The sequence below is a fragment of the Aeromicrobium sp. Leaf289 genome (assembly GCF_001423335.1).
Taxonomy (GTDB): domain Bacteria; phylum Actinomycetota; class Actinomycetes; order Propionibacteriales; family Nocardioidaceae; genus Aeromicrobium.
Map to the genome: position 1 here is coordinate 176,968 of NZ_LMNK01000004.1, position 24,781 is coordinate 201,748.

24 protein-coding genes are annotated in these 24,781 nt (G+C 72.3%); 18 read left to right on the top strand and 6 right to left on the bottom strand.

What is annotated here, in order from left to right; genetic code table 11:
* Positions 1-1,035, top strand: a complete 1,035-nt coding sequence (locus tag ASF37_RS13440; protein ID WP_055965714.1) for an ROK family glucokinase — start codon at positions 1-3, stop codon at positions 1,033-1,035.
* Here the strand turns inward: ASF37_RS13440 and ASF37_RS13445 are convergent.
* Positions 941-1,375 carry a hypothetical protein gene (locus ASF37_RS13445; protein ID WP_156368211.1) on the bottom strand — a complete coding sequence of 145 codons (435 nt, stop codon included), beginning with the start codon at positions 1,373-1,375 and terminating at the stop codon, positions 941-943. The two genes, ASF37_RS13440 and ASF37_RS13445, sit on opposite strands and share 95 nt — an antisense overlap.
* Positions 1,368-2,162, bottom strand: coding sequence for a carboxylesterase (locus ASF37_RS13450; protein ID WP_056581178.1), 795 nt, complete (start codon positions 2,160-2,162; stop codon positions 1,368-1,370). The genes ASF37_RS13445 and ASF37_RS13450 overlap by 8 nt, the downstream gene beginning before the upstream one ends.
* Positions 2,163-2,242: 80 nt before the next feature.
* On the opposite strand from ASF37_RS13450, the gene ASF37_RS13455 reads away from it, so the two are divergent.
* From ASF37_RS13455 to ASF37_RS13470, 4 genes are all read left to right on the top strand, one after another.
* The gene (locus tag ASF37_RS13455; protein WP_055965721.1) at positions 2,243-2,995 is read left to right on the top strand and encodes a 1-acyl-sn-glycerol-3-phosphate acyltransferase; all 753 of its coding nucleotides are present in this window, start codon (positions 2,243-2,245) and stop codon (positions 2,993-2,995) included.
* Between the two features lie 54 nt (positions 2,996-3,049).
* The gene (locus ASF37_RS13460) at positions 3,050-4,087 is read left to right on the top strand and encodes a 6-phosphofructokinase (protein WP_055965723.1); all 1,038 of its coding nucleotides are present in this window, start codon (positions 3,050-3,052) and stop codon (positions 4,085-4,087) included.
* On the top strand, positions 4,084-4,563 hold the full coding sequence (locus ASF37_RS13465) for a DUF427 domain-containing protein (RefSeq protein ID WP_055965725.1): 480 nt from the start codon (positions 4,084-4,086) through the stop codon (positions 4,561-4,563). The genes ASF37_RS13460 and ASF37_RS13465 overlap by 4 nt, the downstream gene beginning before the upstream one ends.
* Before the next feature lie 202 nt (positions 4,564-4,765).
* Positions 4,766-6,100, top strand: coding sequence for a class II 3-deoxy-7-phosphoheptulonate synthase (locus tag ASF37_RS13470; protein WP_369796998.1), 1,335 nt, complete (start codon positions 4,766-4,768; stop codon positions 6,098-6,100).
* Between the two features lie 15 nt (positions 6,101-6,115).
* On the opposite strand, the gene ASF37_RS13475 is transcribed toward ASF37_RS13470, so the two are convergent.
* The 3 genes from ASF37_RS13475 to ASF37_RS13485 form a co-directional block, all read right to left on the bottom strand.
* Positions 6,116-6,691, bottom strand: a complete 576-nt coding sequence (locus ASF37_RS13475; RefSeq protein WP_235500005.1) for a carboxymuconolactone decarboxylase family protein — start codon at positions 6,689-6,691, stop codon at positions 6,116-6,118.
* Positions 6,692-6,795: 104 nt separating this feature from the next.
* A complete protein-coding gene (pknB, locus tag ASF37_RS13480) occupies positions 6,796-8,856 on the bottom strand; it encodes a Stk1 family PASTA domain-containing Ser/Thr kinase (protein WP_055965729.1) in 2,061 nt (686 codons plus the stop codon).
* A gap of 127 nt (positions 8,857-8,983) precedes the next feature.
* Entirely contained in the window at positions 8,984-10,030 is a 1,047-nt protein-coding gene (locus ASF37_RS13485; protein ID WP_235500006.1) for a polyprenyl synthetase family protein, read from the bottom strand.
* A gap of 23 nt (positions 10,031-10,053) precedes the next feature.
* Here ASF37_RS13485 and metF point away from each other — a divergent pair, with 23 nt between their 5' ends.
* A complete protein-coding gene (gene metF / locus ASF37_RS13490; protein WP_055965733.1) occupies positions 10,054-10,962 on the top strand; it encodes a methylenetetrahydrofolate reductase [NAD(P)H] in 909 nt (302 codons plus the stop codon).
* 7 nt (positions 10,963-10,969) lie between these two features.
* Here the strand turns inward: metF and ASF37_RS13495 are convergent, their stop codons facing one another.
* On the bottom strand, positions 10,970-12,238 hold the full coding sequence (locus ASF37_RS13495; RefSeq protein WP_056581180.1) for an NAD(P)/FAD-dependent oxidoreductase: 1,269 nt from the start codon (positions 12,236-12,238) through the stop codon (positions 10,970-10,972).
* A gap of 66 nt (positions 12,239-12,304) precedes the next feature.
* Between ASF37_RS13495 and ASF37_RS13500 the strand changes: the two genes are divergently transcribed.
* The 12 genes from ASF37_RS13500 (at position 12,305) to ftsW (ending at position 24,781) form a co-directional block, all read left to right on the top strand.
* Positions 12,305-13,036 carry a methyltransferase domain-containing protein gene (locus tag ASF37_RS13500; protein WP_056555599.1) on the top strand — a complete coding sequence of 244 codons (732 nt, stop codon included), beginning with the start codon at positions 12,305-12,307 and terminating at the stop codon, positions 13,034-13,036.
* A 23-nt stretch (positions 13,037-13,059) separates the two neighbouring features.
* Positions 13,060-13,443, top strand: a complete 384-nt coding sequence (locus tag ASF37_RS13505) for a DUF3040 domain-containing protein (RefSeq protein ID WP_055965740.1) — start codon at positions 13,060-13,062, stop codon at positions 13,441-13,443.
* 386 nt (positions 13,444-13,829) lie between these two features.
* Positions 13,830-14,279 (top strand): division/cell wall cluster transcriptional repressor MraZ, encoded by a 450-nt coding sequence (mraZ, locus tag ASF37_RS13510; protein WP_250246796.1) that lies wholly within the window; start codon positions 13,830-13,832, stop codon positions 14,277-14,279.
* A gap of 164 nt (positions 14,280-14,443) precedes the next feature.
* On the top strand, positions 14,444-14,575 hold the full coding sequence (locus tag ASF37_RS17670) for a hypothetical protein (RefSeq protein ID WP_255353829.1): 132 nt from the start codon (positions 14,444-14,446) through the stop codon (positions 14,573-14,575).
* Positions 14,572-15,564: a 16S rRNA (cytosine(1402)-N(4))-methyltransferase RsmH gene (gene rsmH / locus ASF37_RS13515; protein WP_056581183.1), complete on the top strand. Its 993-nt coding sequence runs from the start codon at positions 14,572-14,574 to the stop codon at positions 15,562-15,564. The genes ASF37_RS17670 and rsmH overlap by 4 nt, the downstream gene beginning before the upstream one ends.
* Before the next feature lie 34 nt (positions 15,565-15,598).
* On the top strand, positions 15,599-16,024 hold the full coding sequence (locus ASF37_RS13520; RefSeq protein ID WP_056555604.1) for a hypothetical protein: 426 nt from the start codon (positions 15,599-15,601) through the stop codon (positions 16,022-16,024).
* Positions 16,021-17,784 carry a penicillin-binding protein 2 gene (locus ASF37_RS13525; protein ID WP_056581185.1) on the top strand — a complete coding sequence of 588 codons (1,764 nt, stop codon included), beginning with the start codon at positions 16,021-16,023 and terminating at the stop codon, positions 17,782-17,784. Before ASF37_RS13520 ends, ASF37_RS13525 begins: the two co-directional genes overlap by 4 nt.
* Positions 17,785-18,010: 226 nt before the next feature.
* A complete protein-coding gene (locus tag ASF37_RS13530) occupies positions 18,011-19,531 on the top strand; it encodes a UDP-N-acetylmuramoyl-L-alanyl-D-glutamate--2,6-diaminopimelate ligase (protein ID WP_235500007.1) in 1,521 nt (506 codons plus the stop codon).
* Complete coding sequence (gene murF, locus ASF37_RS13535) at positions 19,528-20,883, top strand: UDP-N-acetylmuramoyl-tripeptide--D-alanyl-D-alanine ligase (protein WP_056581194.1); 1,356 nt, start codon at positions 19,528-19,530, stop codon at positions 20,881-20,883. Before ASF37_RS13530 ends, murF begins: the two co-directional genes overlap by 4 nt.
* A 75-nt stretch (positions 20,884-20,958) precedes the next feature.
* On the top strand, positions 20,959-22,023 hold the full coding sequence (gene mraY, locus ASF37_RS13540) for a phospho-N-acetylmuramoyl-pentapeptide-transferase (protein ID WP_055965751.1): 1,065 nt from the start codon (positions 20,959-20,961) through the stop codon (positions 22,021-22,023).
* Between the two features lie 28 nt (positions 22,024-22,051).
* Positions 22,052-23,515: a UDP-N-acetylmuramoyl-L-alanine--D-glutamate ligase gene (gene murD, locus ASF37_RS13545; RefSeq protein ID WP_056581197.1), complete on the top strand. Its 1,464-nt coding sequence runs from the start codon at positions 22,052-22,054 to the stop codon at positions 23,513-23,515.
* Positions 23,516-23,545: 30 nt separating this feature from the next.
* Positions 23,546-24,781 (top strand): putative lipid II flippase FtsW, encoded by a 1,236-nt coding sequence (ftsW, locus tag ASF37_RS13550; RefSeq protein ID WP_056581200.1) that lies wholly within the window; start codon positions 23,546-23,548, stop codon positions 24,779-24,781.

A 24,781-nucleotide genomic window follows, 5' to 3' on the forward strand; every position in this document is an offset into this window, starting at 1 on the left:
ATGGCGGACAGGTTGGCCGTCGGCATCGACATCGGCGGCACCAAGATCGCGGCCGGCGTGGTCGACGAGGACGGACGGGTCGTCGCCCGCACCCGCCGCGAGACGCCCACGACCGAGCCGGAGGCCGTGCTCGACGCGATCACCGAGATCACGGCGGAGTTCCGCGCCGAGCTCCCGGTCAAGGCCGTGGGCATCGGCGCCGCAGGCTTCGTCGACGCGTCGCAGTCGACCGTCCTCTTCGCGCCGCACCTGGCGTGGCGGCACGAGCCGCTGCGCGACCGGGTCGCCCGCCGGACGATGCTGCCCGTGATGGTCGACAACGACGCCAACACCAGCGGTTGGGCCGAGTGGCGGTTCGGGGCCGCGCAGAACGAGCCCGACCTGGTCCTCATCACGCTCGGCACCGGCATCGGCGGCGCGCTCGTCATCGACGGACTGCCGTACCGCGGCCACTTCGGCATCGCGGGGGAGTTCGGGCACATGCAGGTCGTGCCCGGCGGCAACCGGTGCGAGTGCGGGAACCTCGGTTGCTGGGAGCAGTACGCCAGCGGGCGCGTGCTCGGACGTCGGGCGGCGGCGGCGGTGGCCGAGGGCTCGCCCATCGGCCGCCGGCTGGCCGAGGCCGCCGGTGGGGCCGATCGCGTCGAGGGGGCGCACGTCACTCCGCTCGCGCAGGACGGCGACGAGGAGGCGATCTCCTGGATCGCCGACGTCGGCGACTGGCTCGGCGTCGGCATGGCCAACCTCGCCGCGGCGCTCGACCCTGGTCTGTTCGTCGTCGGCGGAGGGGTGAGCGACGCCGGCGAGATGCTGCTGGGCCCGGCACGCGAGGCCTACTCGCGCACGCTGACGGGTCGCGGCTACCGGTCCGAGGCCCGGATCGTCCGCGCGCACCTCGGCCCCGAGGCCGGGCTGATCGGCGCGGCCGACATGGCCCGACTCACAGCGCGGCGCCGTCGTCCGGCCAATCCCGCTGCGAGGGTCCGTGTTCGGGCAGCTGCGCGATCAAGTAGATCGCCGAGGCGACGAAGGTGAGGGCCGCGCCGAGCAGGACGGGGCTGGACAACCACTGACCCGCCAGCGAGGCGAACATGAGCAGCAGCGGCGATCCCACCAGGCCGCCCCAGGCGACGGCTCGCCCACGGTGCATGGGCCGACCCGGACCCGGGTCGACCCGACGGTAGAACTGCTCGTCCACCGGGTCGGGCTCGTCGTCGAGCTCGAACGGCTCGGGCTCGGCAGGCTCCTCGACCGGTGCCGGGTCGGGCTCGTCGGCCTCCGCGGGGAAGGGCAGGTCGAGGTCGAGGCGGCTGACGATGTCGTCGAACTCGTCGCGTCCGTCGCGGCCGGGCCCCCGCGCGTCGGGCTCAGCCATCGGCGCCACCGGTGTGCGAGGCGATGAACGCGGCGGAGCGCTCGAAGATCTGCGGAGCGTCGTGGTCGAGCGTGGCCACGTGGTAGCTGTTCTCGAGCGTGACGAACTCCCCGAGCCCGGGGCGCAGCCCTTCGCGCACCAGCGACAGGGTGCTGTCGTCGACGACGTGGTCGTCGGTGGAGCGGAAGAAGAGCACCGGGGCCTTGATCCGTCCGAGGTCGGCCCGCACGTCGCCCCAGAGCTGCATCATCGAGTGCAGGGCCCTCAGCGGCGTGCGGTCGTACGCGTTCTCCTCGATCCCCGGCTTCTTGATGTCGCCACCGATCGCATCGAGCGAGGGGACGACCCACTTGAGGAGGGGGACGGCCTTCAGTCGCGGGTCGCGCGAGGCGATGGCGGGATTGACCACGACCACCGCGTCGACGTCGTGCGGACGCTGCTCGGCCAGCCGCAGGGCGAGGCAGCCGCCCATGGAGAGCCCACCTACGACGACCCGCTCGCAGGTGTCGCGCAGGATGTCCAGCTCGGTCTCGAGCGCGCCGTACCAGTCCGACCAGGTGGTGCGGTTCATCTGCTGCCACGTCGTGCCGTGGCCGGGCAGACGGGGCACCCGCACCGTGTAGCCCCGGTCGGCGAGGTCGCGACCCCAGGGGACCATCGAGTACGGCGAGCCGGTGAAGCCGTGGCTCAGCAGGACCCCGACGGGTCCGCCGTCGCTCGTGAAGGGCTCGGCTCCCGGCACGACGGAGGGCTGCGACGCGCTGGATCCGGAGGAGGTGGGGCTCATGGATGCATCCTCCCTCACGGTGTCGCCACCGTGCACCCCCCTGAGCGCGGTAGTGTCCGGGTGACGCTGAGGAGGCGACGTTGTTCTACTGGTTCCTGAAGTTCCTGGCGCTGGGTCCGCTGTTGAAGCTGATCTTCCGGCCCTGGGCCGAGGGCACCGAGAACGTGCCCAAGGACGGGGCGGTCATCCTGGCCAGCAACCACCTGTCCTACAGCGACTGGCTCTTCATGCCGCTGGTCATCCCGCGTCGCGTGACCTTCGTGGCCAAGGCCGAGTACTTCGAGTCGCCCGGCATCAAGGGCTGGTTCCAGAAGAAGTTCTTCTCCGGTGCAGGCCAGGTCCCGATCGACCGGTCGAGCGGCTCCGCCGCCGCCGGCGCCATCGCGACCCAGCTGCGGCTGCTCTCCGAGGGCGAGGTGTGCGGGATCTACCCCGAGGGCACCCGCTCCCACGACGGCAAGCTGTACCGCGGTCGCACGGGCGTCGCGCGGATCGCACTGGAGGCGGGCGTACCGGTCATCCCGCTCGCCGTCATCAACACCGACGTCGTCGCGCCCCCCGGCAAGGTCTTCGGCAAGATGGCTCGCCCGGGCGTCCGCTTCGGCGAGCCGCTCGACTTCAGCCGCTACGAGGGCCTCGAGGGCGATCGCTTCATCCTGCGCGCCGTCACCGACGAGATCATGTACGAGATCATGCGCCTCTCCGGCCAGGAGTACGTCGACCTCTACGCCCAGGACGCCAAGAAGCGCGACAAGGAGTCGGAGCGCGCGGCCGCCAAGGCGGTCGAGCGCGCCGAGTCCGACGAGGTGTGGGACCAGATCAAGCCCGAGTGAGGCCCACCCCGGCACGAGGCGGGCACGACGTCGGTACCGACGAAGGAGCGAGCCATGCGGATCGGAGTACTGACCGGGGGCGGTGACTGCCCCGGACTCAACGCGGTGATCCGGGCGGTGGTCCGCAAGGGGGTCCAGACGTTCGATGACGAGTTCATCGGCTTCCGTGACGGCTGGCGCGGCCCGCTCGAGGACGACGCCCGCGAGCTGGGCGTCGCCGACGTCCGGGGCATCCTGCCGCGTGGCGGCACCATCCTGGGCTCGTCGCGGACCAACCCGTTCGCCGTCGAGGGCGGCGTGGAGCGGATCCGCGCGACGCTCGAGTCCCGCGGCTGCGACGCACTGATCGCCATCGGTGGCGAGGACACCCTCGGGGTCGCCACCCGCCTCGCCGAGCTCGGCGTGGCCGTCGTCGGCGTGCCGAAGACCATCGACAACGACCTGTCGGGGACCGACTTCACGTTCGGCTTCGACACCGCCGTCAACATCGCCACCGAGGCGATCGACCGGCTGCACACGACGGCCGAGTCGCACCACCGGGTGCTGGTGGTGGAGGTCATGGGGCGCCACGCCGGCTGGATCGCCCTGCACTCCGGGCTCGCCGGGGGCGCGAACATCATCCTGATCCCGGAACGGCCGTTCGACATCGACAAGGTCTGCGCGCAGGTGGAGAGCCGGTTCGCCACAAGGTTCTCGCCCATCGTGGTCGTGTCCGAGGGAGCAGTGCCGATCGCCTCGCCCGACGGCACGGGCATGACGCTGCAGTCCGGCGAGAAGGATGCCTTCGGCCACGTGCGGCTCGGTGGCGTGGGGGAGCGGCTGGCGCAGGAGATCGAGGAGCGCACCGGCAAGGAGGCGCGGGCCGTGGTGCTGGGCCACGTGCAGCGCGGCGGCACCCCGACCGCGTTCGACCGGTGGCTCGCCACCCGCCTGGGGCTGCACGCCATCCAGGCCGTGCACGACGGCGACTTCGGCATGATGATGGCGTTGCGTGGCACCGACATCGTCCGGGTCCCGCTCAGCGAGGGGACCGGTGAGCTCAAGCTCGTCCGGCCCGAGCTCTACGAGGAGGCCGAGGTGCTGTTCGGATGAGTGAAGGACGCGACGTCGAGGACGTCTGGAGCTACCCGCGACCGCCTGCAGTCGAGCCCAGCGACGAGCTGGTCGTCGTCGAGCTCGGTGGTGTCGAGATCCTGCGGACCACGCACAGCTACCGCGTGCTCGAGACCAGTCACCCGCCGACCTACTACCTGCCCGTCGACGCCGTGGCCGAGGGCGTGCTCCGGCCGATCGCCGGCACCACGGTCTGCGAGTTCAAGGGTGAGGCGAGCTACTGGGACCTCGTCGTCGGCGACCGCGTCGTCCCCGCCGGAGCCTGGACCTACCCCCGGCCCCGGCCCGGCTACGAGATGCTCCTCGACCACCTGGCCCTCTACCCCGGCCGCATGGACCGCTGCACCGTCGACGGCGAGGTCGTCCAGGCCCAGGACGGCGACTTCTACGGCGGCTGGATCACCTCGCGCGTGAGCGGACCGTTCAAGGGGGCTCCGGGAACGCTGGGATGGTAGGCGGCTCGCGGCTCGTTCCTCGCCGCTTCGGCGGCTCCTTCGTCGCCGCCCTGGGCTCCGCCCAGCCGCCTGTCTCGCTTCGCTCGACCTGTGGTGGCTGGGGTCGCCGACCTGGGCTTCGGCCGGCAGCGTGTCGCCCCGGCGGCGTCCACGTGTGCGTGGGTGGTCGTGGGCGCGGACGGGGTCCCCGTATCCTTGACCGGTGAGCATTCCGAGCCTTGACGACCTCCATGCGATGGGTGCTGCCCAGCAGCCCACGTATGCCGACCCTGCTGCGCGCGAGCGTGCGCTCGGGCAGCTGCGCCGGATGCCACCGCTCGTGTTTGCCGGCGAGTGCGACGACCTCCGCGACCGGATGGCCGCCGTGGCGCGCGGCGAGGCCTTCCTGCTGCAGGGCGGCGACTGCGCCGAGACGTTCGAGGGCGTCACCGCCGAGAACGTCCGCAACAAGCTGCGGGTGCTGCTGTCGATGGCCGTCGTGCTGACCTACGCGGCGAGCGTGCCGGTCGTCAAGCTCGGTCGCCTCGGTGGCCAGTACGCCAAGCCGCGGTCCCGCGACACCGAGACCCGTGACGGCATCACGCTGCCGGCGTACCGCGGTGACGCCGTCAACGGCTTCGACTTCACCCCCGAGTCGCGCGTGCACGACCCGCAGCGACTCGTCGACGTCTACAACGCCTCCAGTGCCACCCTGAACCTCGCCCGTGCCTTCACCACCGGTGGCTACGCGGACCTTCGCCAGATGCACGAGTGGAACAAGGACTTCGTCAAGAACAGCCCGGTCGGCGTCAGCTACGAGAAGGTCGGCGGCGAGATCGACCGCGCCCTCGCCTTCATGGACGCCATCGGCGTGGAGCCCGACGCCTTCCGCTCGGTCGACTTCTACTCCTCGCACGAGGCCCTGATCCTCGAGTACGAGCACGCCCTCACCCGCATCGACTCACGCACCGAGCAGCCGTACGACGTCTCCGGCCACTTCGTGTGGATCGGCGAGCGCACCCGTCAGCTCGACGGCGCCCACGTGGAGCTGCTGAGCCACATCGCCAACCCCATCGGCGTCAAGCTCGGCCCCACCACCTCGGCCGACGACGCGATCGCCCTCTACGAGAAGCTCAACCCCGAGCGCACGCCCGGCAAGGTCACGTTCATCACGCGGTTCGGCGCCGGCAAGATCCGCGACCTCCTGCCCGCCCTCGTCGAGAAGGTCACCGCTGCCGGGCTCGACGTCGCGTGGGTGTGCGACCCGATGCACGGCAACACGTTCGAGGCGTCCACCGGCTACAAGACGCGGGAGTTCGACGACGTCATCGACGAGACCCGCGGCTTCTTCGAGGTGCACCGCTCGCTCGGCACGTGGCCGGGTGGCCTGCACGTCGAGCTCACCGGCGACGACGTCACCGAGTGCGTCGGTGGCGGGCGTCGGCTGTCGGCCGAGGACCTCGCGACGCGCTACGAGACGCTGTGCGACCCGCGGCTCAACCGGGAGCAGTCGCTCGAGCTCGCGTTCCTCGTCGCCGACATGCTGCGCGAGCGCTGACCGACCCCTCGGCGGTCAGCGACCGTCGAGCGGCACCCGCAGCGTCATGAGCGTGGTGGCGAGCGCGTCGTACTGCCCGCACAGCATGAGCAGCTCGATCGCGGTCGCCTCGTCGAGGTGCTCGCGCACGCGGGCCCACGTGGCGTCGTCGAGGTCGCGGTCGTGCACCAGTGACGCCGTCGCGTCCAGCAGCACGCGCTGACGATCGGTCCAGCCGTCCCACGTGGCGTCACCGACGTGCTCGACCTGCTCGGGCGTCAGTCCCACCTTGCGGCCGATCCGTCGGTGGTGGTCGAGCTCGTAGTCGCACCCGCGCAGGGTCGCGACGTGCAGGATGACCAGCTCGGTCTCGGTGCGCGGGAGTCGTCCGAACGGCATGAGGGCCGCGCTGAACATCAGCCAGGCGCGGAACAGTCGCCGCTGGCGCCCGAGCGTGGTGAACACGTTCGGGCGGTGGCCACCGATGACGCGGCCCGCGATGCTGCTGATGCCGTGGTTGACGAGGCCGAGGTCGCGTCGGTCACCCGGACCGATGCGCGGCGCGGTGTCGATGGGCTCGGGGGAGGCAGGCGGCGTCGTGGAGGCGGTCACGAGGCCAGCCTAGAGGTGCAACTGGGACGAGTGCACCAGAAACGTGCTGTGGGGTGCGTCGCCCTCGAGCCCGCAGGTGTGGATGCAGGCGCCCGACCGCGAGGTCAGACGTAGATCGTGACGGTCGAGCCGACCTTGGCCTCGCCCGAGCCGGGCTCCTGGAACACGACGCGGTCGGCCCCGGGGATGCGGTTCTTCACGTCGACCTTGAAGCCGGCCTTCTCGAGAGCGGCCACGGCCTCGGTGCGGGGGCGGCCCATGACGTCGGGGACGTCGACGTTCTCGGGCCCGCGGGAGACGACGATCGTGATCGTGTCGCCCTTGAAGCGGGTGCCGTCGGACGGGGACTGGCTGATGACCACGCCCTTGTCGACGTCGTCGGAGAAGCGCTGGGTCACGTTCACGTCGAAGGAGGCGTCCTCCAGCGCCTTCACCGCGTCGGCCTGCGACTTCCCGGTCTGGTCGACCACGTCGATCGGCTGGCGACCGCGACTCACGACGAGGTCGATCACGGTGCCGCGCTTGACCTGCTGACCGACCTTCTGGTCCACGGCGCGGACGATGCGACCCTCGGGGATCTTCTCGCTGTAGGCCTCGGTCACGTCGCCGACCTGCAGCGTCAGCTCCTCGAACGCGACGCGCGCCTGGTCCACGGTCTGTCCCTGGACGTTGGGGATCGCGTAGCGCTCCTTGCCCTTGGAGACCACGGCGTGGATCGTGTCGCCCGGCAGCAGGCGGTCGCCGGCCGCGGGGTCGGTGGAGAGCACCGTGCCGAGCGGGGCGGTCTCGGAGAAGGCTCGACGGGTGACGTCGAGCGTGAAGCCTGCGGCCTCGGCCTCCTCGGCGGCCTGGGCCTCCGCCTGGCCCACCAGCTGGGGCGTGTCGGCGTAGCGGCCCACGCCCAGCCAGTAGCCGAACGCGGCGAGCAGCAGTGCGGAGACGACCGCTGCGACCAGGAGCACGCGTCCGCGCCTGCTCGAACGGTCCTGGTCGCGGGACTGCTGGTAGTCCTCGGCGGTCATGGCGGGGTGGAGGCCCGGTGCCGCGGCGGCCGTCGCCGTCCGGCTGTCGGTCCACGTCTCGCTGCTCCACCGCATGGTGGGCTCGGCGCGCGCGACGACCTCGCCGGTCTCGCGGTCGACGAGCACGGTCTCGCCGCCGTCGTCGAGGTCACTCGCCTCGGCCGGCGTCATCGGGCCCGTGAGCTCGCCGTCCGGTGCCTCGTGCTCGAGGTCGACGGGACGGGTCGGCTCCTCGTCGGCGGCCATCGGACGGGGCCGCAGGTCGGCGGTCAGGTCGGGGTCGTCGTCGAGCCCCTCGGCCAGGGCGCGTTCGACGAGACGCACCTGCCGCAGCAGCACGCCGGCGTCCTGCGACCGCTGGGAGCGGTCGCGGACGGTCGCGCGGGCGACCAGGGCGTCGACGTAGGGCGGGAGGTCGGGACGCACCGCCGACGGGGCGGCGATGTCCTCGTGCACGTGCTTGTAGGCCACCTGGATGGGGGAGTCGCCCGTGTGCGGCTTGGTGCCCGTGAGCATCTCGTAGAGCAGCGCGCCGCACGCGTACACGTCGGACCGTGCGTCGGCGCCCTCGTTGACCACGATCTCGGGCGCCAGGTAGGAGACGGTGCCGATGAGCGTCCCGCCGGTGGCGGTGGTCGCGGCGCTCACGGCCCGCGCCAGGCCGAAGTCGGCGACCTTGACCTCGCCGTCAGGCGTGATGAGGACGTTCTCGGGCTTGACGTCGCGGTGCACCAGGTGGGCCCGGTGGGCCGCCGAGAGCGCGGTGAGCACGTCGGCCAGCAGGTGCAGGGCTCGCAGGGGAGGCATCGGCGTCTCCGCGCGCATGACGTCGCGCAGGGTGCTGCCGGGGACGTACTCCATGACGAGGTAGGTGACGTCGCCGTCGCGCCCCTGGTCGAAGACCGCCACCACGCCACGGTGGTTCAGCTTGGCCGCGGCGCGGGCCTCGCGCTCGAAGCGCTGGGAGAACTCGTCGTCGTCGCCGAGGCCGGCGTGCATGACCTTGATCGCGACGGGGCGGTCGAGCCGCTCGTCGTGGCCGTGGAACACGCTGGCCATGCCGCCACGGGCGATCCGTTCGCCCACGCGGTAGCGACCGTCGAGGACGCGTCCGACGAGGGCGTCGTCGCGGATGACCGTCACGCCGGACCTCCTCACGTCCGCTCCCAGGGCCGGCTGACCCTGCGACGAGTGTAGAGAACGCCCGCGCGCCGGGCGTGCTCCGCCGCCCGTGTCCTACCCCGCTGTTCGGCCCGGACCCCCTTGCGGGTCAGGAGGTGCGGCGGGTCGCGCTCAGGGCCAGAGGGCCGAGGACGGACCGGGCGTGGTCGCCGAGCGCGGTGATCGCGGCGTCGGCCTCGTCCTCGAGGCGCGCGATGTCACGCTCGACGGCCGCGAGGGCGCCCGTGCGCACCATCAGGTCCGTGAGCGGCTCCACCCCTTCGCGGGTGCCGAGGAGGCGGGAGAGGAGGGCGCGGTCGTCGTCGCTGCCGAGCTCGGTGGCCCGGGCGACGAGAACGGTGCGCTTGCCCTCTCGGAGGTCGTCCCCGGCGGGCTTGCCGGTGACCGCGGGGTCGCCGAAGACCCCGAGCACGTCGTCGCGCAGCTGGAAGGCCTGGCCGAGAGGCAGGGCGACGGCGCTCAGCCCGTCGATGAGGTCGGCGTCGGCGCCGGCGAGGGCCGCCCCGATGTGCAGGGGCCGCTCCACCGTGTAGGAGGCCGCCTTGAACCGCACGATGGTCATGGCCTCCTCGACCGTCACGGTCGGACGGGTCTGGGCGAGGACGTCGAGGTACTGGCCCGCCACGACCTCGGACCGGCACAGGTCGAGGAAGTGCAACGCCTCCGGGACGCGCGACAGGCCGGACGAGCGCAGCTGCTCGTCGGCCCACGACAGCATCAAATCGCCCAGGAGCACCGCCGTCGACAGGCCGAAGCGCTCGGCGTCCCCCACGGCGTCCTGGCCCCCGGCCCGGTGCTGCGCCTCGAAGGCACGGTGGACGCTGGGGTTCCCTCGGCGGGTGTCCGAGCCGTCCATGAGGTCGTCGTGCACCAGCGCGCTGCCCTGCAGCCACTCCAGCGAGGCGGAGGCCGTGACCACCGCGGGGTCGTCGGGGTCACCACCTGCCACCAGCCAGCCCGCCCGGCAGAACGCCGCCCGCAACCGCTTGCCCCCGGCCACGAACGAGGTCGCCGCGTCGAGGAAGGGGGCCAGGTCGGGGCCCACCGAGACGAGGGCCGCGCGCCGATCGTCGCCGAAGCGAGAGAGCTCACGTGCGACGTCGTCCCGAAATCGGTCAAGGTCGGCTGCTCCCACCGTTCGGACGATACCGTTGGCCCGTGACTGACGGTCCTGCGCCCACGTCCTCGCGATCGCTTCTCGAGGACCTCCGCCACCCACGCCCGTGCGTGTCGTTCGAGTTCTTCCCGCCGAAGGACGATGCGGGCGAGGAGGTGCTGTGGCGCACCATCGCCGACCTCGAGCCGCTCCAGCCCACGTTCGTCTCGGTGACCTACGGGGCCGGTGGCACGAGCCAGGAGCGCACGGTGCGGGTGACGTCGCGCATCGCCGAGCAGTCCCGCATCCGCGCGATCGGGCACCTCACCCTCGTGGGGCAGAGCCGCGCGGAGATCGAGCAGGTGCTCAAGCAGTACGCGAGCGCCGGCATCCACCACGTCCTCGCGCTGCGCGGCGATCCGAAGGGTGGCCCGCGGGAGCCCTGGGAGCCGCACCCCGGGGGCATGGACCACGCCATCGAGCTGGTGGAGCTGGCACGCGACCTGGGTGACTTCTCGATCGGCGTCGCGGCCTTCCCCGAGGGCCACCCCGATGCCGGGGGCCGCGACCCGGACGCCGACGTCCTGGTCGCCAAGCACCGGGCGGGCGCGGAGTTCGCGATCACGCAGTTCTTCTTCCGCGTGCAGGACTACGTCGACCTCGTCGAGCGCACGCGGGCGCGAGGCAGCGACCTGCCGATCGTGCCGGGCATCATGCCGATCCTGAACTTCGGCCAGGTCGCGCGCATGGCCGAGCTCTCGGGGGCGGAGATCCCGCGCGAGGTGCTCGACGTCATCGAGCCGGTCGCCGATGACAAGGACGCCGTGCGCACGCGCGGCATCGAGCTCGCGACGCAGCTGTGCCGCGACCTGCTGGCCGCCGGTGCCCCCGGGCTGCACTTCATCACGCTCAACCGGTCCAAGGCGACGCGCGAGATCTTCGAGACCCTGCGGGGCGAGGGCCTGGTCTGAGGTCTGCTCAGGTGGCGGGACGACGGGGCACGGGACCGAGACGTTCGGCCAGGGCCTCGGTGGCCAGGCCGATCTCCTCGAGGGAGCCGCCCGGGTAGGCGTGGGCCCCGGCCATGAGCAGACCCGGTGGCAGGCGCGGCCCCGGTCGCTCGAGCATCGTGCGCCAGCCCCTCCACTGCCAGCCCCAGTGGCCGAGACGCACCAGGTCGGCCGGTCGCAGGTCGTGGCGCTCGACGACGTGCTCACGCAGGTCGACGCCCACGCGGACGAGTGCGACGAGGGGGTCCTCGGCGTTGTGGTGCGTGATCGTCCAGCAGCCGGGCGAGGACTCCCACAGCTGCATGGGCGGGTCCGAGTGGATCGCCACGTCCCGGGGGAGGTCGGGGGCGTCCGCCGCCAGGCGCACCAGCGTGCGGTGCGCCGGGATCCGCGGGTGGAGCGTCGGCTCCGGCAGGCCGTCGGGCCACCACGGCGCGCACCAGGCGACGACGTCGGCCTCGACCGGACCGCCCTCGGTGGTCACGCCGGTCACGGACCCCCGGTCGCGGGTGATCCCCGAGGCCGCGGTGTGCAGGCGGACCTCGACCCGACGCTCCTGCAGGCGGGTCGTCAGGGCGTCGGCCAGCGCGGTCATCCCACCGTCGACGGCCCACCGCCCGAAGCCCCTCTCCACGTGGTGGACGACGGCTGCGGCGGCGGGCACCAGGCGGGGGTCGTCGCCGGCCAGGACCACGGGGTCCAGCACGATGCGCCGCAGCTGCCGGTCGTCGAGGACCCGCTGGGTCTCGCGACGCAGCGTGCGCCGCGCCTCGAGGATCCGGCGGGTGGAGCGGTCGAGCGCGTCCTCGTCCGGGACCTGGTTGAGCAGACGTCGGCGCACCGTGTCCCAACGGTCCGACATCGTGTCGAGCCAGGGGCTCCACGGGTCGACCCCGAAGGCCTCGACGAAGGCGTCGACCTGGCCCGACCGTCGGCCCATGGGCAGGTCCATCACCGTTCGGTCGGCGAACACGTGGCGTCGCCCGGGGACGGTCTCGATGGTCAGTGCGGCGTCCAGGGGGCGGCCGGACTTGCGGAACAGGTCCCGCAGCACCCCCGGGAGGGTGAACGTGTCGGGGTCGAGCTGCCACACGCCGTCACCGACCCGGTGACCGCGCAGACGACCGCCGAGCCGGTCGGAGGCCTCGAGCAGCACCACCTCGTGCCGCAGCTTCGCGAGACGCGCCGCGAGCGAGGTGCCGGCGAAGCCCCCGCCGACCACCACGATCCTCGCCATGCCCGCACCCTAGGTCATGCGCGAGGAGCCTCGGTGCGGACCGAGGCGCTGTGACACAGTGGCGCCATGCGTCCGGTGCGTCAGGAGATCATGTGGCAGGCGGTCCTCGACGCGATCGCGGCCGTGCCGGGGGAGGGCCCCTTCGACGTGCTCGACGTCGGAGGAGGAACCGGCGGTGACGCCGTCCGCCTGGCGGCGCTGGGCCACCGGGTGACCGTCGTGGACCCCAGCCCCGACGCCCTGGCGTCCCTCGGTCGTCGGGCCGCCGAGGCCGGCGTCGAGGACCACGTGGTCGGCGTCCTGGCCGACACCTCCGACCTGGGCGAGCACGTCGCCGCCGCCTCCACCGACCTCGCGGTCCTGCACGGCGTGCTCGAGTACGTCGACGATCCCGCGGAGGCCCTGGCCGCGGTGGCCGGCGTCCTGCGCCCGTCGGGCGTGGTGAGCGTGGTCGTGGCCGGACGGCCGGCAGCGGTGCTCGCCCGCGCGATCACCGGTGACTTCGACGGTGCCGCCACGATCCACGGCTCGACGGCGCCGACCTGGGACCTGCGCGCCCAAGGGCCTCGGCGGTACGTCGAGAGCGAGCTCGCGGCCGAGCTGGAGGGAGCCGGGTTCGCCCTCTCCTCCGTGTCGGGACTGCGGACCTTCGCCGACCTCGTGCCCAGTGCGGTGGTCGACACCGAGCCCGGCGCGCGGGAGCGGCTGTACGCTCTCGAGCGACTCGTCCGGTCGTCCAGCGAGTTCTCAGGGATCTCGGGTGGTCTGCACACCATCGCCCGCCTAGACTTGACGTAGTTCCACCTGACCAGGAGGCCCCCGTGCCACTCTCCGACGAAGAAGCCCGCCTGCTCCAGCAGCTCGAGCAGTCCCTTGCGGCCGAGGATCCCGACTTCGCCTCGACGCTGCGCGGGTCCAAGCAGGCGGCGCGCAACCGCAAGATCGCCGTCCTTGCGGGCCTCGGCTTCCTGGTGGGCCTGGGCGTCATGTTCGCCGGTGCGGTCACCGCCACCACCTGGCTCGGTGTCGCCGGGTTCCTCGTGATGCTGGTCGGCGCCTACTTCTTCGTCACGGCCTGGCGCCACGGTCTGGCCGCGTCGCCCGACGCCGCGCCCTCGCGCCCGTCCTCGCCCAAGCCCTCCGGGTCGTTCGTCGACCGCATGGAGGAGCGCTGGCAGCGTCGCCAGGAGGGCGACGACCTCTGACCCACCCGAGCCCGCGACGCTGAGTCGCCGGCCCTCGCACCACCACCCGACGCCGGGTCCCGCACGCGCGGGGCCCGGCGTCGTCGTGCGTGCGGGGTCTCGTGCGTCCTCGAGCGGGCGTCGGGGCCCATGCGCCCTCCGTGGGGGCGATGTCGCTCCACCACGCTCCACCACGCGCCCCGGGTCGGCGCGCTTCCCGGTGCAGGGCTGCAATCCCAGCGCCGGACCGTCCTGGCGTCGGGGGAGAGGGCGGGCGGAAAGGTGCCGCGAAACCAGGCGAATCGGCTTGACGGTGGTGGAGTGTGGGGTACTGTGGTGCGAAATGGAGCATTCGTGGCGCGGTGGTCGCACCACGGGGCACGTCGCAGAGGGCGAGGTGGAAGGAGGTGGGCATCGATGCGAACAACTTCTTCGGCACCTACACGCCGCGTCTGGACGACAAGTCCCGCCTGTTCCTGCCCGCCAAGTTCCGCCCCCGGCTCGAGGGCGGCATCGTGCTGACCCGCGGCCAGGAGAACTGCATCTACGGCTGGACGACCGACTCGTTCAGCGCGTTCACCGACCGCATCCGCGAGACGCCGTTCACGAACCGCGAGGCCCGCAACTTCGTGCGCATGCTCTACTCCGGGGCCTCCTCGGAGGTGCCGGACAAGCAGGGACGCATCTCCATCCCGCCGGTGCTCCGCAGCTGGGCCGGTCTCGAGCGCGACGTCGCGGTGGTCGGGGCCATGGACCGCCTCGAGATCTGGGACGCCCGTCGGTGGGACGAGTACTCCTCGTCGCAGGAGGAGCAGTTCTCCGACATGTCGGACGAGGTGATGCCCGGCATCTTCTGACCACGCCCGCAGGGTCCGACCTCCGGCTGTCCGGTCCTGGCATCACTTCCCCGGTGCCAGAGCCGTACGGACGGGGATCAGGCCACACGGTCTCCACCACCCCGCTCCACGTCCAGCACGACCACCCCGCCACACCCCGACCCTCGAGCGCCCGAGGAGGTGCCATGAACCAACGACGCCGCGTCCGCCACGAGGTCGCCGACGCTGCCGTGCTCATGGCCTTCTCCGCCGGCGTGTCCGTGGCGATCGCCGTGGTGCTGGGCGTCGTGGTCGCGCTGACGGCAGGCGCCTCGTGACGACCGAGGAGCCCGGCGGGCCCGACGCCCGCCACGTCCCCGTCCTGCTCGACCGCGTGCTCGACCTGCTGGCCCCGGCCATCGAGTCGGACGCCACGACGGGCTCGGGCGGACGGACCCCGGTCGTCGTCGACGCGACGCTGGGCCTCGGCGGGCACACCGAGGCGATGCTGCGCCGCTTCGAGCACCTGCGGATCGTCGGGGTCGACCGCGACACCGAGGCGCTCAGCCGCGCTCGCGCCCGTCTCGCGGAGTTCGAGGACCGGGTCACCTACGCGCACGCGGTGTACGACGAGCTGCCCGAGGTGCTCGCCGACGCCGGCCTGCGCCACGTCGACGGCGTGCTCTTCGACCTCGGCGTCTCGTCGATGCAGCTCGACCTCGCCGATCGCGGCTTCGCCTACGCGCAGGACGCGCCTCTCGACATGCGGATGACGCCGGGCGTGGGCATGACGGCCGCCGACATCCTGAACACCTATCCCGCGGACCGGCTCGCCCGGGTGCTGAGGGTCCACGGCGAGGAGAAGTTCGCCAAGCGCATCGCCGAGGCCGTCGTCGCCGCCCGGGACACCGAGCCGTTCACGCGCAGCGCTCGCCTGGTCGACCTCGTCCGCGACAGCATCCCCGCCGCGGCGCGACGCACCGGCGGCCACCCCGCCAAGCGCACCTTCCAGGCGCTGCGCATCGAGGTCAACGACGAGCTCGAGGTCTACGCCCGGGCCCTGCCGGCCGCCCTCGACGCGCTCACCGTCGGTGGCCGGGTCGTCGTGCTGGCCTACCACTCGCTCGAGGACCGCATCACCAAGCGGGCCCTGGCCGAGGTCACCACCCTCAAGGTCCCGCACGGCCTGCCCGTCGTCCCCGCCGAGCTGGAGCCGCGGTTCCGTCAGCTCACACGGGGTGCCGAGCAGGCGAGCGACGCGGAGTCCGCGGAGAACCCGCGCGCCCGCTCGGTGCGGCTGCGGGCCGTGGAACGGACCGCGGCATGAGAGGACACGACGTGGCGAAGGGGGAGGGAACGGCATGAGCACGATGCACGCGGCACGTCCGCGCCAGAGGACCACCCGGCAGGCTCGACCCACGAGCCTGCCGCTGCGTCTCGTCGCGCCCGTGCGCAGCCGCGCGAGCCGGGCCCCCTTCGTGGTCGTCGTGCTGACGGTGCTCGGAGCGGGACTCGTGGGTCTGATCCTGCTGAGCACGGTCCTGCAGGCCCAGGCCTTCGAGATCGCCCGACTGTCGACCCGCGCCGACGCCCTGGGCGTCCAACAGCAGGAGCTGCGCCGCGAGGTCGACCGCCTCCAGGCGCCGGCCGCGCTCGCCGAGCGAGCCATCCGCCTCGGGATGGTGCCCAACGCCAACCCGGCCTTCCTGCGGCCCAGCGACGGCGAGGTCATCGGTGACCCGGAGCCGGCGGAACCGCGCAGCAACGTGACGAGGGTGGACCGATGAAGCGCCAACGACTGACCCGCTCCCGGCTGCGCATCAGCCTCGTGCTGGTGGTGACGCTGTTCTGCCTCTTCGGCGTCCGGCTGTTCTGGATCCAGGGGCTCGACGCCCAGGCCTACGCGGCCATGGCGCGCCAGGCCGGCACGCACACGACGACCATCCCGGCCCCGCGCGGCGACATCCTCGACCGCAACGGCGAGGTGATCGCCACGAGCGTGGACGGTCTGACCCTCACCGCCGACCCGACGATGACGGCGGACAAGGCGCCCAAGATCGCCCGCATCCTCGTGACCTCGCTCGGCGAGGACCGGATCGACTACTTCGAGACGATCGAGAAGCTGCGCACCCCGAAGACCCAGTACGTGGTCCTCGAGAAGAACCTGCCCGCGGCCAAGGCCGACAAGGCGTTGAAGGCCGTCCGCAAGGCCGGACTGACCGGCGTGTTCGGCGAGAGCGTGACGCTGCGCAGCTACCCCGGAGGGAAGCTGGCCGCCAACCTCGTCGGCTACATGAGCCAGACCAAGGAGTCCGACAAGCCGGTCGGCGTCCAGGGCATCGAGCGGCAGTACGACGACCTGCTCACCGGCAAGGACGGCTCGGCCACCTACGAGGTGTCACCGAGCGGTCAGCGCATCCCCATGGCCGACAGCACCGTCGTCGAGATGGAGCCCGGCCAGGACGTCAAGACCACGATCGACCGGGACCTGCAGTGGTACGCCGACCAGCGGCTGGCCGACGCCGTGCGCTCGTCGAGCTCGGACTGGGGGCTCGCCATCACCATGGACGTGCGGACCGGACAGGTCGTCCAGCTCTCCCAGGCGCCGACCTTCGACCCCGAGACGCCCTCGACCCGCAACGACGGGAACACCGTCTCGCGCTTCGTCCAGACCGTGTACGAGCCGGGCTCGGTGCTGAAGACCGTCACCATGGCGGCGCTGGCCGACCAGGGCAAGATCACGCCCGAGACCCAGATCAAGGTCCCCGGCAGCATGACGATCGACAAGTACCCGATCGGCGACTACTGGAAGCACGGCACGATCAACCTGACCGCGGCCGGCGTCATCGCGAAGTCGTCCAACCTCGGCACGATCGTCGCGGCCCAGCAGATGAACAACCAGACCATGCACGACTACTTCCGGAAGTTCGGCTTCGGCGTCGGCTCCGGCGTGGAGCTGCCGGGCGAGTCCAAGGGCATCCTCAAGCCGGCCGCCGAGTGGACCAAGGCCAACCACGCCACGATCTCGTTCGGCCAGGGCATCTCGGTCACCGCGCTGCAGGTGGTGCGAGCCGTCGGCGCCATCGCCAACGGAGGCGTCATGGTCGACCCGTCGGTCGTCAGCGGGTACGTGGACCAGGAGGGCGCCACCACCAAGTCGCGGGAGACGCCCACCCGACGTGTGGTCTCCAAGAAGGCCGCCGCCCAGGTCACCCGCATGATGGAGGCGGTCACGGCCGACGACGGCACCGCCCCCGCCGCGCAGATCCCCGGCTACCGCGTCGCAGGCAAGACGGGCACCGCCTGGCGCGTCGACCCCGTCACGGGACGCTACGTGCGCGGGCAGAACACCGTCTCCTTCATCGGCTTCGCCCCGGCCGACGAGCCCCGGTTCGTCACCTACGTCGTCCTCGACAAGCCCTTCAGCAACGCCGGCGGTGGCTCCACCGCCGCCCCGGTCTTCCACGACATCATGTCGATGGCGCTCGAGCGCTTCGGCGTCACGCCGACCGGGTCGAAGTCCCCGAAGGTCGAGCAGGAATGGTAGGCGGGGCGCACTCGTCGTTCCTCCTCGTGCTCGGTCGCGGCTCCCTCGCTGGCGCTCGGTCACCGCTGCCCGCCTCGGCTTCGCTCGCTGGCGCTCGCTTGCCGTTGGTGGTGGGTTCCTGGCTCGCGGGTGCTCGCTTGCTGTTGGCGGCGGGTACCGCACGGTGGGGGTGGAACGGGTTCCGGGGTGGGGTGAGGAGATGGCGGGGACTCGCTACGTTGGAATCGTGACGGACTCCGACGGCTCCACGGCGATCATGCGGACCCGGCCCAGGGAGGTTCGGGCGCTCACCCTCGCGGACGTGGCCGACCACCTCGGCGTGCCGGGGCCTGGGACGCCCGCGGACGCCACGGCGGTCACGGGCATCACGCTCAGCACGCGCACGGTGCGGCCCGGCGACCTCTACGCGGGCCTGCCCGGTGGCCGCGCGCACGGGGCCGACTTCGTCGACTCCGCCGAGACGGCAGGTGCGGTCGCCGTCCTGACCGACGCCGAGGGCGCGTCCCGCCTCTCCACGCTGCCCACGATCGTCGTGGACGGACCCCGGTCGCGACTCGCCGAGCTCAGCGCCTGGTTCCACGACCACCCGACCACGGCGTTCACGACCCTCGGCATCACCGGCACGCAGGGCAAGACCACCAGCACCTACCTGGCCGAGTCGGCCGTCGGCGCCGCCCGCAGCGCGGTCGTCGGCACCATCGGGACCCGGGTGCGGGGGATCGCGGCCGACTCGGCGCTGACGACCCCCGAGGCGCCGGACCTCCAGGCCCTCTTCGCGGTCATGCGCGAGGAGCAGGTCGAGCTCTGCGCGATGGAGGTCTCCAGCCACGCCCTCGTGCAGGGTCGCGTCGACGGCTTCGCCTTCGACGTCGCCACGTTCCTCAACCTCGGACGCGACCACCTCGACTTCCACCGCGACCTTGACGAGTACTTCGCGGCCAAGGCGAGCCTGTTCACCTCCGAGCACGCCCGGCGCGCCGTCGTGAACGTCGACGACGAGCACGGCCGACGCCTCGTCGAGCTGACCTCCCTGCCGGTCACGACCTTCTCGACGGAGGGACGGGTCGCCGACTGGCGCGCGGCCAACGTGCGCCCGCACCGCCTCGGGACGGACCTGGAGGTCCTCGGCCCCGACGGCCTGGAGCTGGAGCTGCACGTCCCCCTGCCCGGCGTGTTCAACGTCGCGAACGCCCTCGCGGTCATCTCGTCGCTCGCGACGGTGGGCCACGACCCGGCCGCGCTCGCCGCCGGCATCGAGACCAGCCGGGGCGTCCCCGGCCGCATGGAGCGGGTCGAGGCCGGCCAGAGCTTCACGGCCGTCGTCGACTACGCGCACAAGCCCGACGCCGTCGAGGCGGTCCTGACGGCCCTTCGGCCGGTCACCGCAGGCCGGCTCGTCGTCGTGATCGGCGCCGGCGGCGACCGCGACCACGGCAAGCGGCCGCTCATGGGCGAGGTCGCGGCCCGCTACGCCGACCTCGTGGTGGTCACCGACGACAACCCCCGCACCGAGGACCCTGCCGCGATCCGCCGTGCCGTGCTCTCCGGAGCCTCCGGTGGCGCTGCCGAGGTCGTCGAGGTTCCGGGACGTCGCGACGCGATCGCCCACGCCGTGTCCGTCGCCGAGCTCGGCGACACCGTCGTGGTGGCGGGCAAGGGACACGAGCAGGGCCAGGAGGTCGGCGACGTGGTCCACCCGTTCGACGACCGGGACGTGCTGCGTGCCCTCATCGAGGAGCACGCATGATCCCGATGAGCCTCTCCGCGGTGGCCCGGGTGGTCGACGGCGTGGTGCACGGCGACGGCGACGTCGTGGTCACCGGTCCGGCCACCCTCGACTCGCGTGCGGTCGAGGGCGGCGGCCTCTTCGTCGCCCTGGCCGGCGAGCACGTCGACGGCCACGACTTCGTCCAGTCCGCGCTCGACGGCGGAGCGGTCGCGGTCCTCGGGTCCCGGCCGGTCGAGGCACCGACCGTCGTGGTCGACGACGTCACGGCCGCGCTCGGACGTCTGGCGCGCCACGTGGCCGACGAGATCGACGCCGAGGTCGTCGCGATCACCGGGTCGCAGGGCAAGACCAGCGTGAAGGACCTCGTCGCCCACCTGCTGGGTCGCGCGGGCCCGACCGTGGCGACGGCCGGCAACTACAACAACGAGCTCGGCGTCCCGATCACGGTCCTGCGGGCCGACCACGACACCCGCTACCTGGTGGTCGAGATGGGCGCCCGTGGGGTCGAGCACGTCGCCCGGCTGTGCAGCATCGCGCCGCCGGACGTGGCGGTCGTGCTGAACGTGGGCAGTGCGCACGTGGGCGAGTTCGGGTCGGTCGACAACATCGCCGTGGCCAAGGGCGAGATCGTGGAAGGTCTGCAGCCCGATGGCGTCGCGGTGCTCAACGCCGACGACGCGCGGGTCGCCGCCATGGCGGCGCGCGTGCCGGCCGGTGCCGCCGTGGTGCGGTTCGGCCGGACCGCCGACGGCCCCGACGACGTGCGCCTGGACGACGTCCACGTCGACGGGCGCGGCGAGCCGGACGTGACGCTCTCACGGGCAGGCCGACGCTGGACGACCCACGTGCCGCTGCCCGGTGCCCACCAGGGCCTCAACCTCGCGGCCGCCGTTGCGGTCGCCGCTGCCCTCGACCAGCGGGTCGAGGGGCAGGTGCTCTCGGACTACCGCTCCGCCAGCGCCCAGCGGCTCCAGCGGCTCGAGCGGTCCGACGGCGTCGTCGTGCTCGACGACTCCTACAACGCCAACCCCGAGTCGGTGGTCGCCGCGATCGAGACGCTGCGGACGATCGACGCCACGCGCAGGGTCGCGGTCCTGGGGGAGATGCTCGAGCTCGGCGCCGAGGCCCACCTCCGGCACGTCGAGGTCGGCCGTGCGGCGGCCGACGCCGGCCTCGACCTCGTGCTGGCCGTCGGCCAGGGTGCCCGCGGGGTCGCCGAGGGTGCCGGTGCGCAGGCCCGCGAGGTGCCCGACGTCGACGTGGCGCTCACCACACTCCGCGCGTGGCTCGAGCCGGGAGACGTCGTGCTCGTGAAAGCATCGAGGGGAGCGCGCCTCGAGCGCGTCACGGCAGGACTCCTCGACGCCTGACCGGCATACTCGTGCACGACCCTGAGCCCGCCCACGTCCCCCCACCCCCCGAACCGCCGAGAGGATCCCGCCCCCATGCTCGCCGTCCTGATCGCCGCAGCCCTCGCCCTCGTCGGCACCCTCCTGGGCACCCGTGTGGCCATCCGGGTGCTCGTCAAGAAGGGCTACGGCCAGCTGATCCGCGACGACGGACCGACGTCGCACCACGTCAAGCGCGGCACGCCCACGATGGGCGGCACGGTGATCATCCTCGCGTCGCTCGTCGCCTACGCCGTCGCGAAGCTCGTGACCGGCTACGCGCCGAGCGCGTCGGCGATCCTGCTGCTGTTCCTCTTCGCCGGACTCGGCCTCATCGGCTTCCTCGACGACTACATCAAGATCTCCAAGCAGCGCAGCCTCGGGCTGCGCAGCAAGGCCAAGATGATCGGCCAGGTGCTCGTGGGCCTGGTCTTCGCGATCCTCGCCATCGGCTGGGAGGACGAGAACGGCCGCACCCCCATCTCGCACGCCATCTCGTTCACGAGGGACATCCCTGGGACCCAGCTGCCCACCGTGCTGCTCGTCGTGTGGGTGCTGCTCATGATCGCGGGGGCGAGCAACGGCGTGAACCTGACCGACGGCCTCGACGGCCTCGCGACCGGTGCCTCCGTCATGGTCTTCGGCGCCTTCATCATCATCAACGTCTGGCAGTACAACCAGAGCTGTGCGACGGAGGACGTCCTCGGCTGCTACGAGGTGCGGGACCCCCTCGACCTCGCCGTCGTGGCGGCCGCCATCACGGGCGCCTGCTTCGGCTTCCTGTGGTGGAACGCCTCCCCGGCCAAGATCTTCATGGGCGACACCGGCTCGCTGTCGCTCGGCGGCGCGATGGCCGGCTTCGCCCTCATGACCCGCACCGAGCTGCTGCTCGTGATCATCGGCGGCCTGTTCGTCGCCATCACCGCGTCGGTCATCCTGCAGGTGGCCTACTTCAAGGCCACCGGCGGCAAGCGGATCTTCCGCATGGCACCGCTGCAGCACCACTTCGAGCTGCTCGGCTGGGCCGAGATCACCATCGTGGTCCGCTTCTGGATCATCAGCGGCCTCTGCGTCGCGGCCGGGCTCGGCGTCTTCTACTGGGAATGGCTCGCCCGCCTGTGAGCGCGGCACCCACCACGGACGTGGTCGCATGAGTGCCGCGGAGCGTCCCGACGTCGGGTCCCTCGGCCGCGACGACGACTGGTCCGCCGTGCGCGCCGTGGTCACCGGCTTCGGCGTGAGCGGGTTCGCCGCCGCCGACACCCTGCAGCACCTCGGTGCCCACGTGGTCGTGCTCGACGAGAACGCGCCCGTCCCGGGCTCGGCCCACGAGGAGCGAGCCACGCTGCTGGAGACGCTCGGGGTCGACCTGCGACTGCGTGCCGGCAGCACGGCCGAGCTGCCGGACGACGTCGACCTGGTCGTCACCTCGCCGGGCTGGCGCCCGGAGGCGCCGGTCCTGCGGGCGGCCGCCGACCGTGGGCTCCCGGTGTGGGGCGAGGTCGAGCTGGCCTGGCGACTGCGGGCCGCCGACGCGCCGCCCTGGCTGTGCGTCACCGGGACCAACGGCAAGACCACTACCGTGCAGATGCTCGACTCCATCCTGCGTGCGGCGGGCCTGCGCAGCGCCGCGGTCGGCAACGTCGGCCGCCCCGTGCTCGAGGCGGTCATGGACCCTGAGCCGCTCGACGTGTTGGCGGTCGAGCTGTCGAGCTTCCAGCTGCACTGGAGCGACTCGATCGCGGCCGAGGCCGCCGCGGTGCTCAACGTCGCCGACGACCACCTCGACTGGCACGGCTCGCTGGACGAGTACGCCCGCGCCAAGGGCCGCGTCTACGAGAACGTCGAGAAGGCGTGCGTGTACGCGGTCGAGGACCCCACCACCGAGCAGCTGGTCCGCGACGCCGACGTGCAGGACGGCGCCCGCGCCATCGGGTTCACGCTCGGGGTCCCTGCTCCCGGCATGCTCGGCGTGGTCGACGGCCTGCTCGCGGACCGTGCCTTCGCGCCCGACCGTCAGACCAGCGCCGCCGAGCTGGGCTCGGTGAGCGACCTGCCCGACGACGCACCCCACACCGTGGCCAACGCCCTCGCGGCAGCCGCCCTGGCCCGCGCCCACGGCGTCGAGGCCCGCGCCGTGCGCGACGGGCTGCGTGACTTCCGGCCCGGGCCGCACCGCTCCGAGCTGGTGGCCGAGATCGGCGGCGTCCGCTACGTCGACGACTCCAAGGCGACCAACCCGCACGCCGCGCTCGCGTCGCTGCGGGGGGTCCCGTCGGCCGTCTGGATCGCCGGGGGACTGGCGAAGGGTGCGCGCTTCGACGACCTCGTCGAGGCCGTCGCCGATCGGCTGCGCGGCGTGGTGCTCATCGGTGCCGACCGTGCGGTCGTCGCCGAGGCGCTGGCCCGACACGCGCCGGATGTGCCCGTGACGGAGGTCCTGGCCGGGGAGGATGAGCTCATGGACGACGTCGTCGCGGCTGCTGCAGCCATGGCCCGCCCCGGTGACTCGGTGCTGCTGGCCCCCGGATGCGCGTCCATGGACCAGTTCCGTGACTACGCCGCCCGAGGCGACGCGTTCGCCGCGTCGGTGCGACGGCTCCCCGAAGCGTGAGCGTCTCATGACCAGCGACGTGAGCGGCCGATGAGCACGACCGATCGCCGCCCGGCCTCCGGCGCAGGCGCCGGAGGTCCGATGAGCGGTGCCCAGCGCCTGCTCGACCGACCCCTCGCGTCGTACCAGCTGGTGCTCGGGACCACGGCCCTGCTGCTCGGGCTCGGCCTGATCATGGTGCTCAGCGCGAGCTCCGTGCTGTCGCTGCAGGTGTACGGGAACTCCTTCGCGATCGTGCAGCGCCAGCTCGTGCTGGCCGTCGTGGGCCTGGTCGGCGCCTACCTCGTGACCCGGCTGCCGCTCGCGACCCTGCGCAAGCTCATCCTGCCCGGGCTCGTCGTGTCCATCGGCCTGACGCTCGCCACGTTCATCCCGGGCGTGGGCGTGGAGGTGAACGGCAACACCAACTGGATCCCGGTCGCGGCGGGCTTCCGGCTGCAGCCGTCGGAGTTCCTCAAGCTCGCGCTCGTGCTCTGGATCGCCGACCACTACGCGCGTCGGCAGAAGCACCTGGACACGCCGCGCCTGATCCTGCTGCCCATGCTCATCGTCGCCGGAGCGTGTGCCGCGCTCGTCGTGGCGCAGAACGACCTCGGCACGGCGCTCGTCCTCTTCGCCGTCATCGTCGGCATGCTCTGGGTCGCCGGACTGCCAGGACGCTACCTCGGCGCGATCGTGGCGTTCGTCGGCGTCCTGTGCGTGTTCTTCGTCGCCACCGCGCCGCACCGCGTGGCGCGCATGCTGAGCTTCCTCAACCCGCTCGCCGACCCGGACAAGGACGGCTACCAGGCCGTCCACGCGATGATGGGGTTCGCACGGGGCGGCTTCGGCGGCGTCGGTCTCGGCGGCAGCCGGCAGAAGTGGGGCTCCCTTCCCGAGGCGCACACCGACTTCATCCTGGCCGTCGTCGGCGAGGAGCTCGGCCTGCTGGGCAGCCTCGTCGTCCTCGTCCTGTTCGTGCTGCTCGCCGTCGCGGGCGTGCGGATCGCCACGCGCAGCCGCGATCCCTTCGCTCGCTACGCCGCGGCCGGCATCACCGTCTGGATCACCGCGCAGGCCATGATCAACATCGCCATGGTGCTGGGTCTGCTCCCGGTCATCGGCATCCCGCTGCCGCTGCTCTCCTACGGCGGCTCGAGCGTGCTGGTCACCCTCGTGGGCTGCGGCGTCCTGCTGAGCTGCGCCACGACGGAGCCGGGGGCCAAGCGCGCCCTCGCCGCCAGCAAGGCCCGTCGCGCCCGACGCAACGCAGCCAGGAGGCGATGA

Bases quoted from the DNA above. Each gene is read 5' to 3' on its own strand.
- ASF37_RS13440 (WP_055965714.1), top strand. From the start codon at position 1: ATGGCGGACAGGTTGGCCGTCGGCATCGACATCGGCGGCACCAAGATC.
- ASF37_RS13445 (WP_156368211.1), bottom strand. From the start codon at position 1,375: ATGGCTGAGCCCGACGCGCGGGGGCCCGGCCGCGACGGACGCGACGAG.
- ASF37_RS13450 (WP_056581178.1), bottom strand. From the start codon at position 2,162: ATGAGCCCCACCTCCTCCGGATCCAGCGCGTCGCAGCCCTCCGTCGTG.
- ASF37_RS13460 (WP_055965723.1), top strand. From the start codon at position 3,050: ATGCGGATCGGAGTACTGACCGGGGGCGGTGACTGCCCCGGACTCAAC.
- ASF37_RS13465 (WP_055965725.1), top strand. From the start codon at position 4,084: ATGAGTGAAGGACGCGACGTCGAGGACGTCTGGAGCTACCCGCGACCG.
- ASF37_RS13495 (WP_056581180.1), bottom strand. From the start codon at position 12,238: ATGGCGAGGATCGTGGTGGTCGGCGGGGGCTTCGCCGGCACCTCGCTC.
- ASF37_RS13500 (WP_056555599.1), top strand. From the start codon at position 12,305: ATGCGTCCGGTGCGTCAGGAGATCATGTGGCAGGCGGTCCTCGACGCG.
- ASF37_RS17670 (WP_255353829.1), top strand. From the start codon at position 14,444: ATGAACCAACGACGCCGCGTCCGCCACGAGGTCGCCGACGCTGCCGTG.
- ASF37_RS13520 (WP_056555604.1), top strand. From the start codon at position 15,599: ATGAGCACGATGCACGCGGCACGTCCGCGCCAGAGGACCACCCGGCAG.
- ASF37_RS13525 (WP_056581185.1), top strand. From the start codon at position 16,021: ATGAAGCGCCAACGACTGACCCGCTCCCGGCTGCGCATCAGCCTCGTG.
- murF (WP_056581194.1), top strand. From the start codon at position 19,528: ATGATCCCGATGAGCCTCTCCGCGGTGGCCCGGGTGGTCGACGGCGTG.
- mraY (WP_055965751.1), top strand. From the start codon at position 20,959: ATGCTCGCCGTCCTGATCGCCGCAGCCCTCGCCCTCGTCGGCACCCTC.
- murD (WP_056581197.1), top strand. From the start codon at position 22,052: ATGAGTGCCGCGGAGCGTCCCGACGTCGGGTCCCTCGGCCGCGACGAC.
- ftsW (WP_056581200.1), top strand. From the start codon at position 23,546: ATGAGCACGACCGATCGCCGCCCGGCCTCCGGCGCAGGCGCCGGAGGT.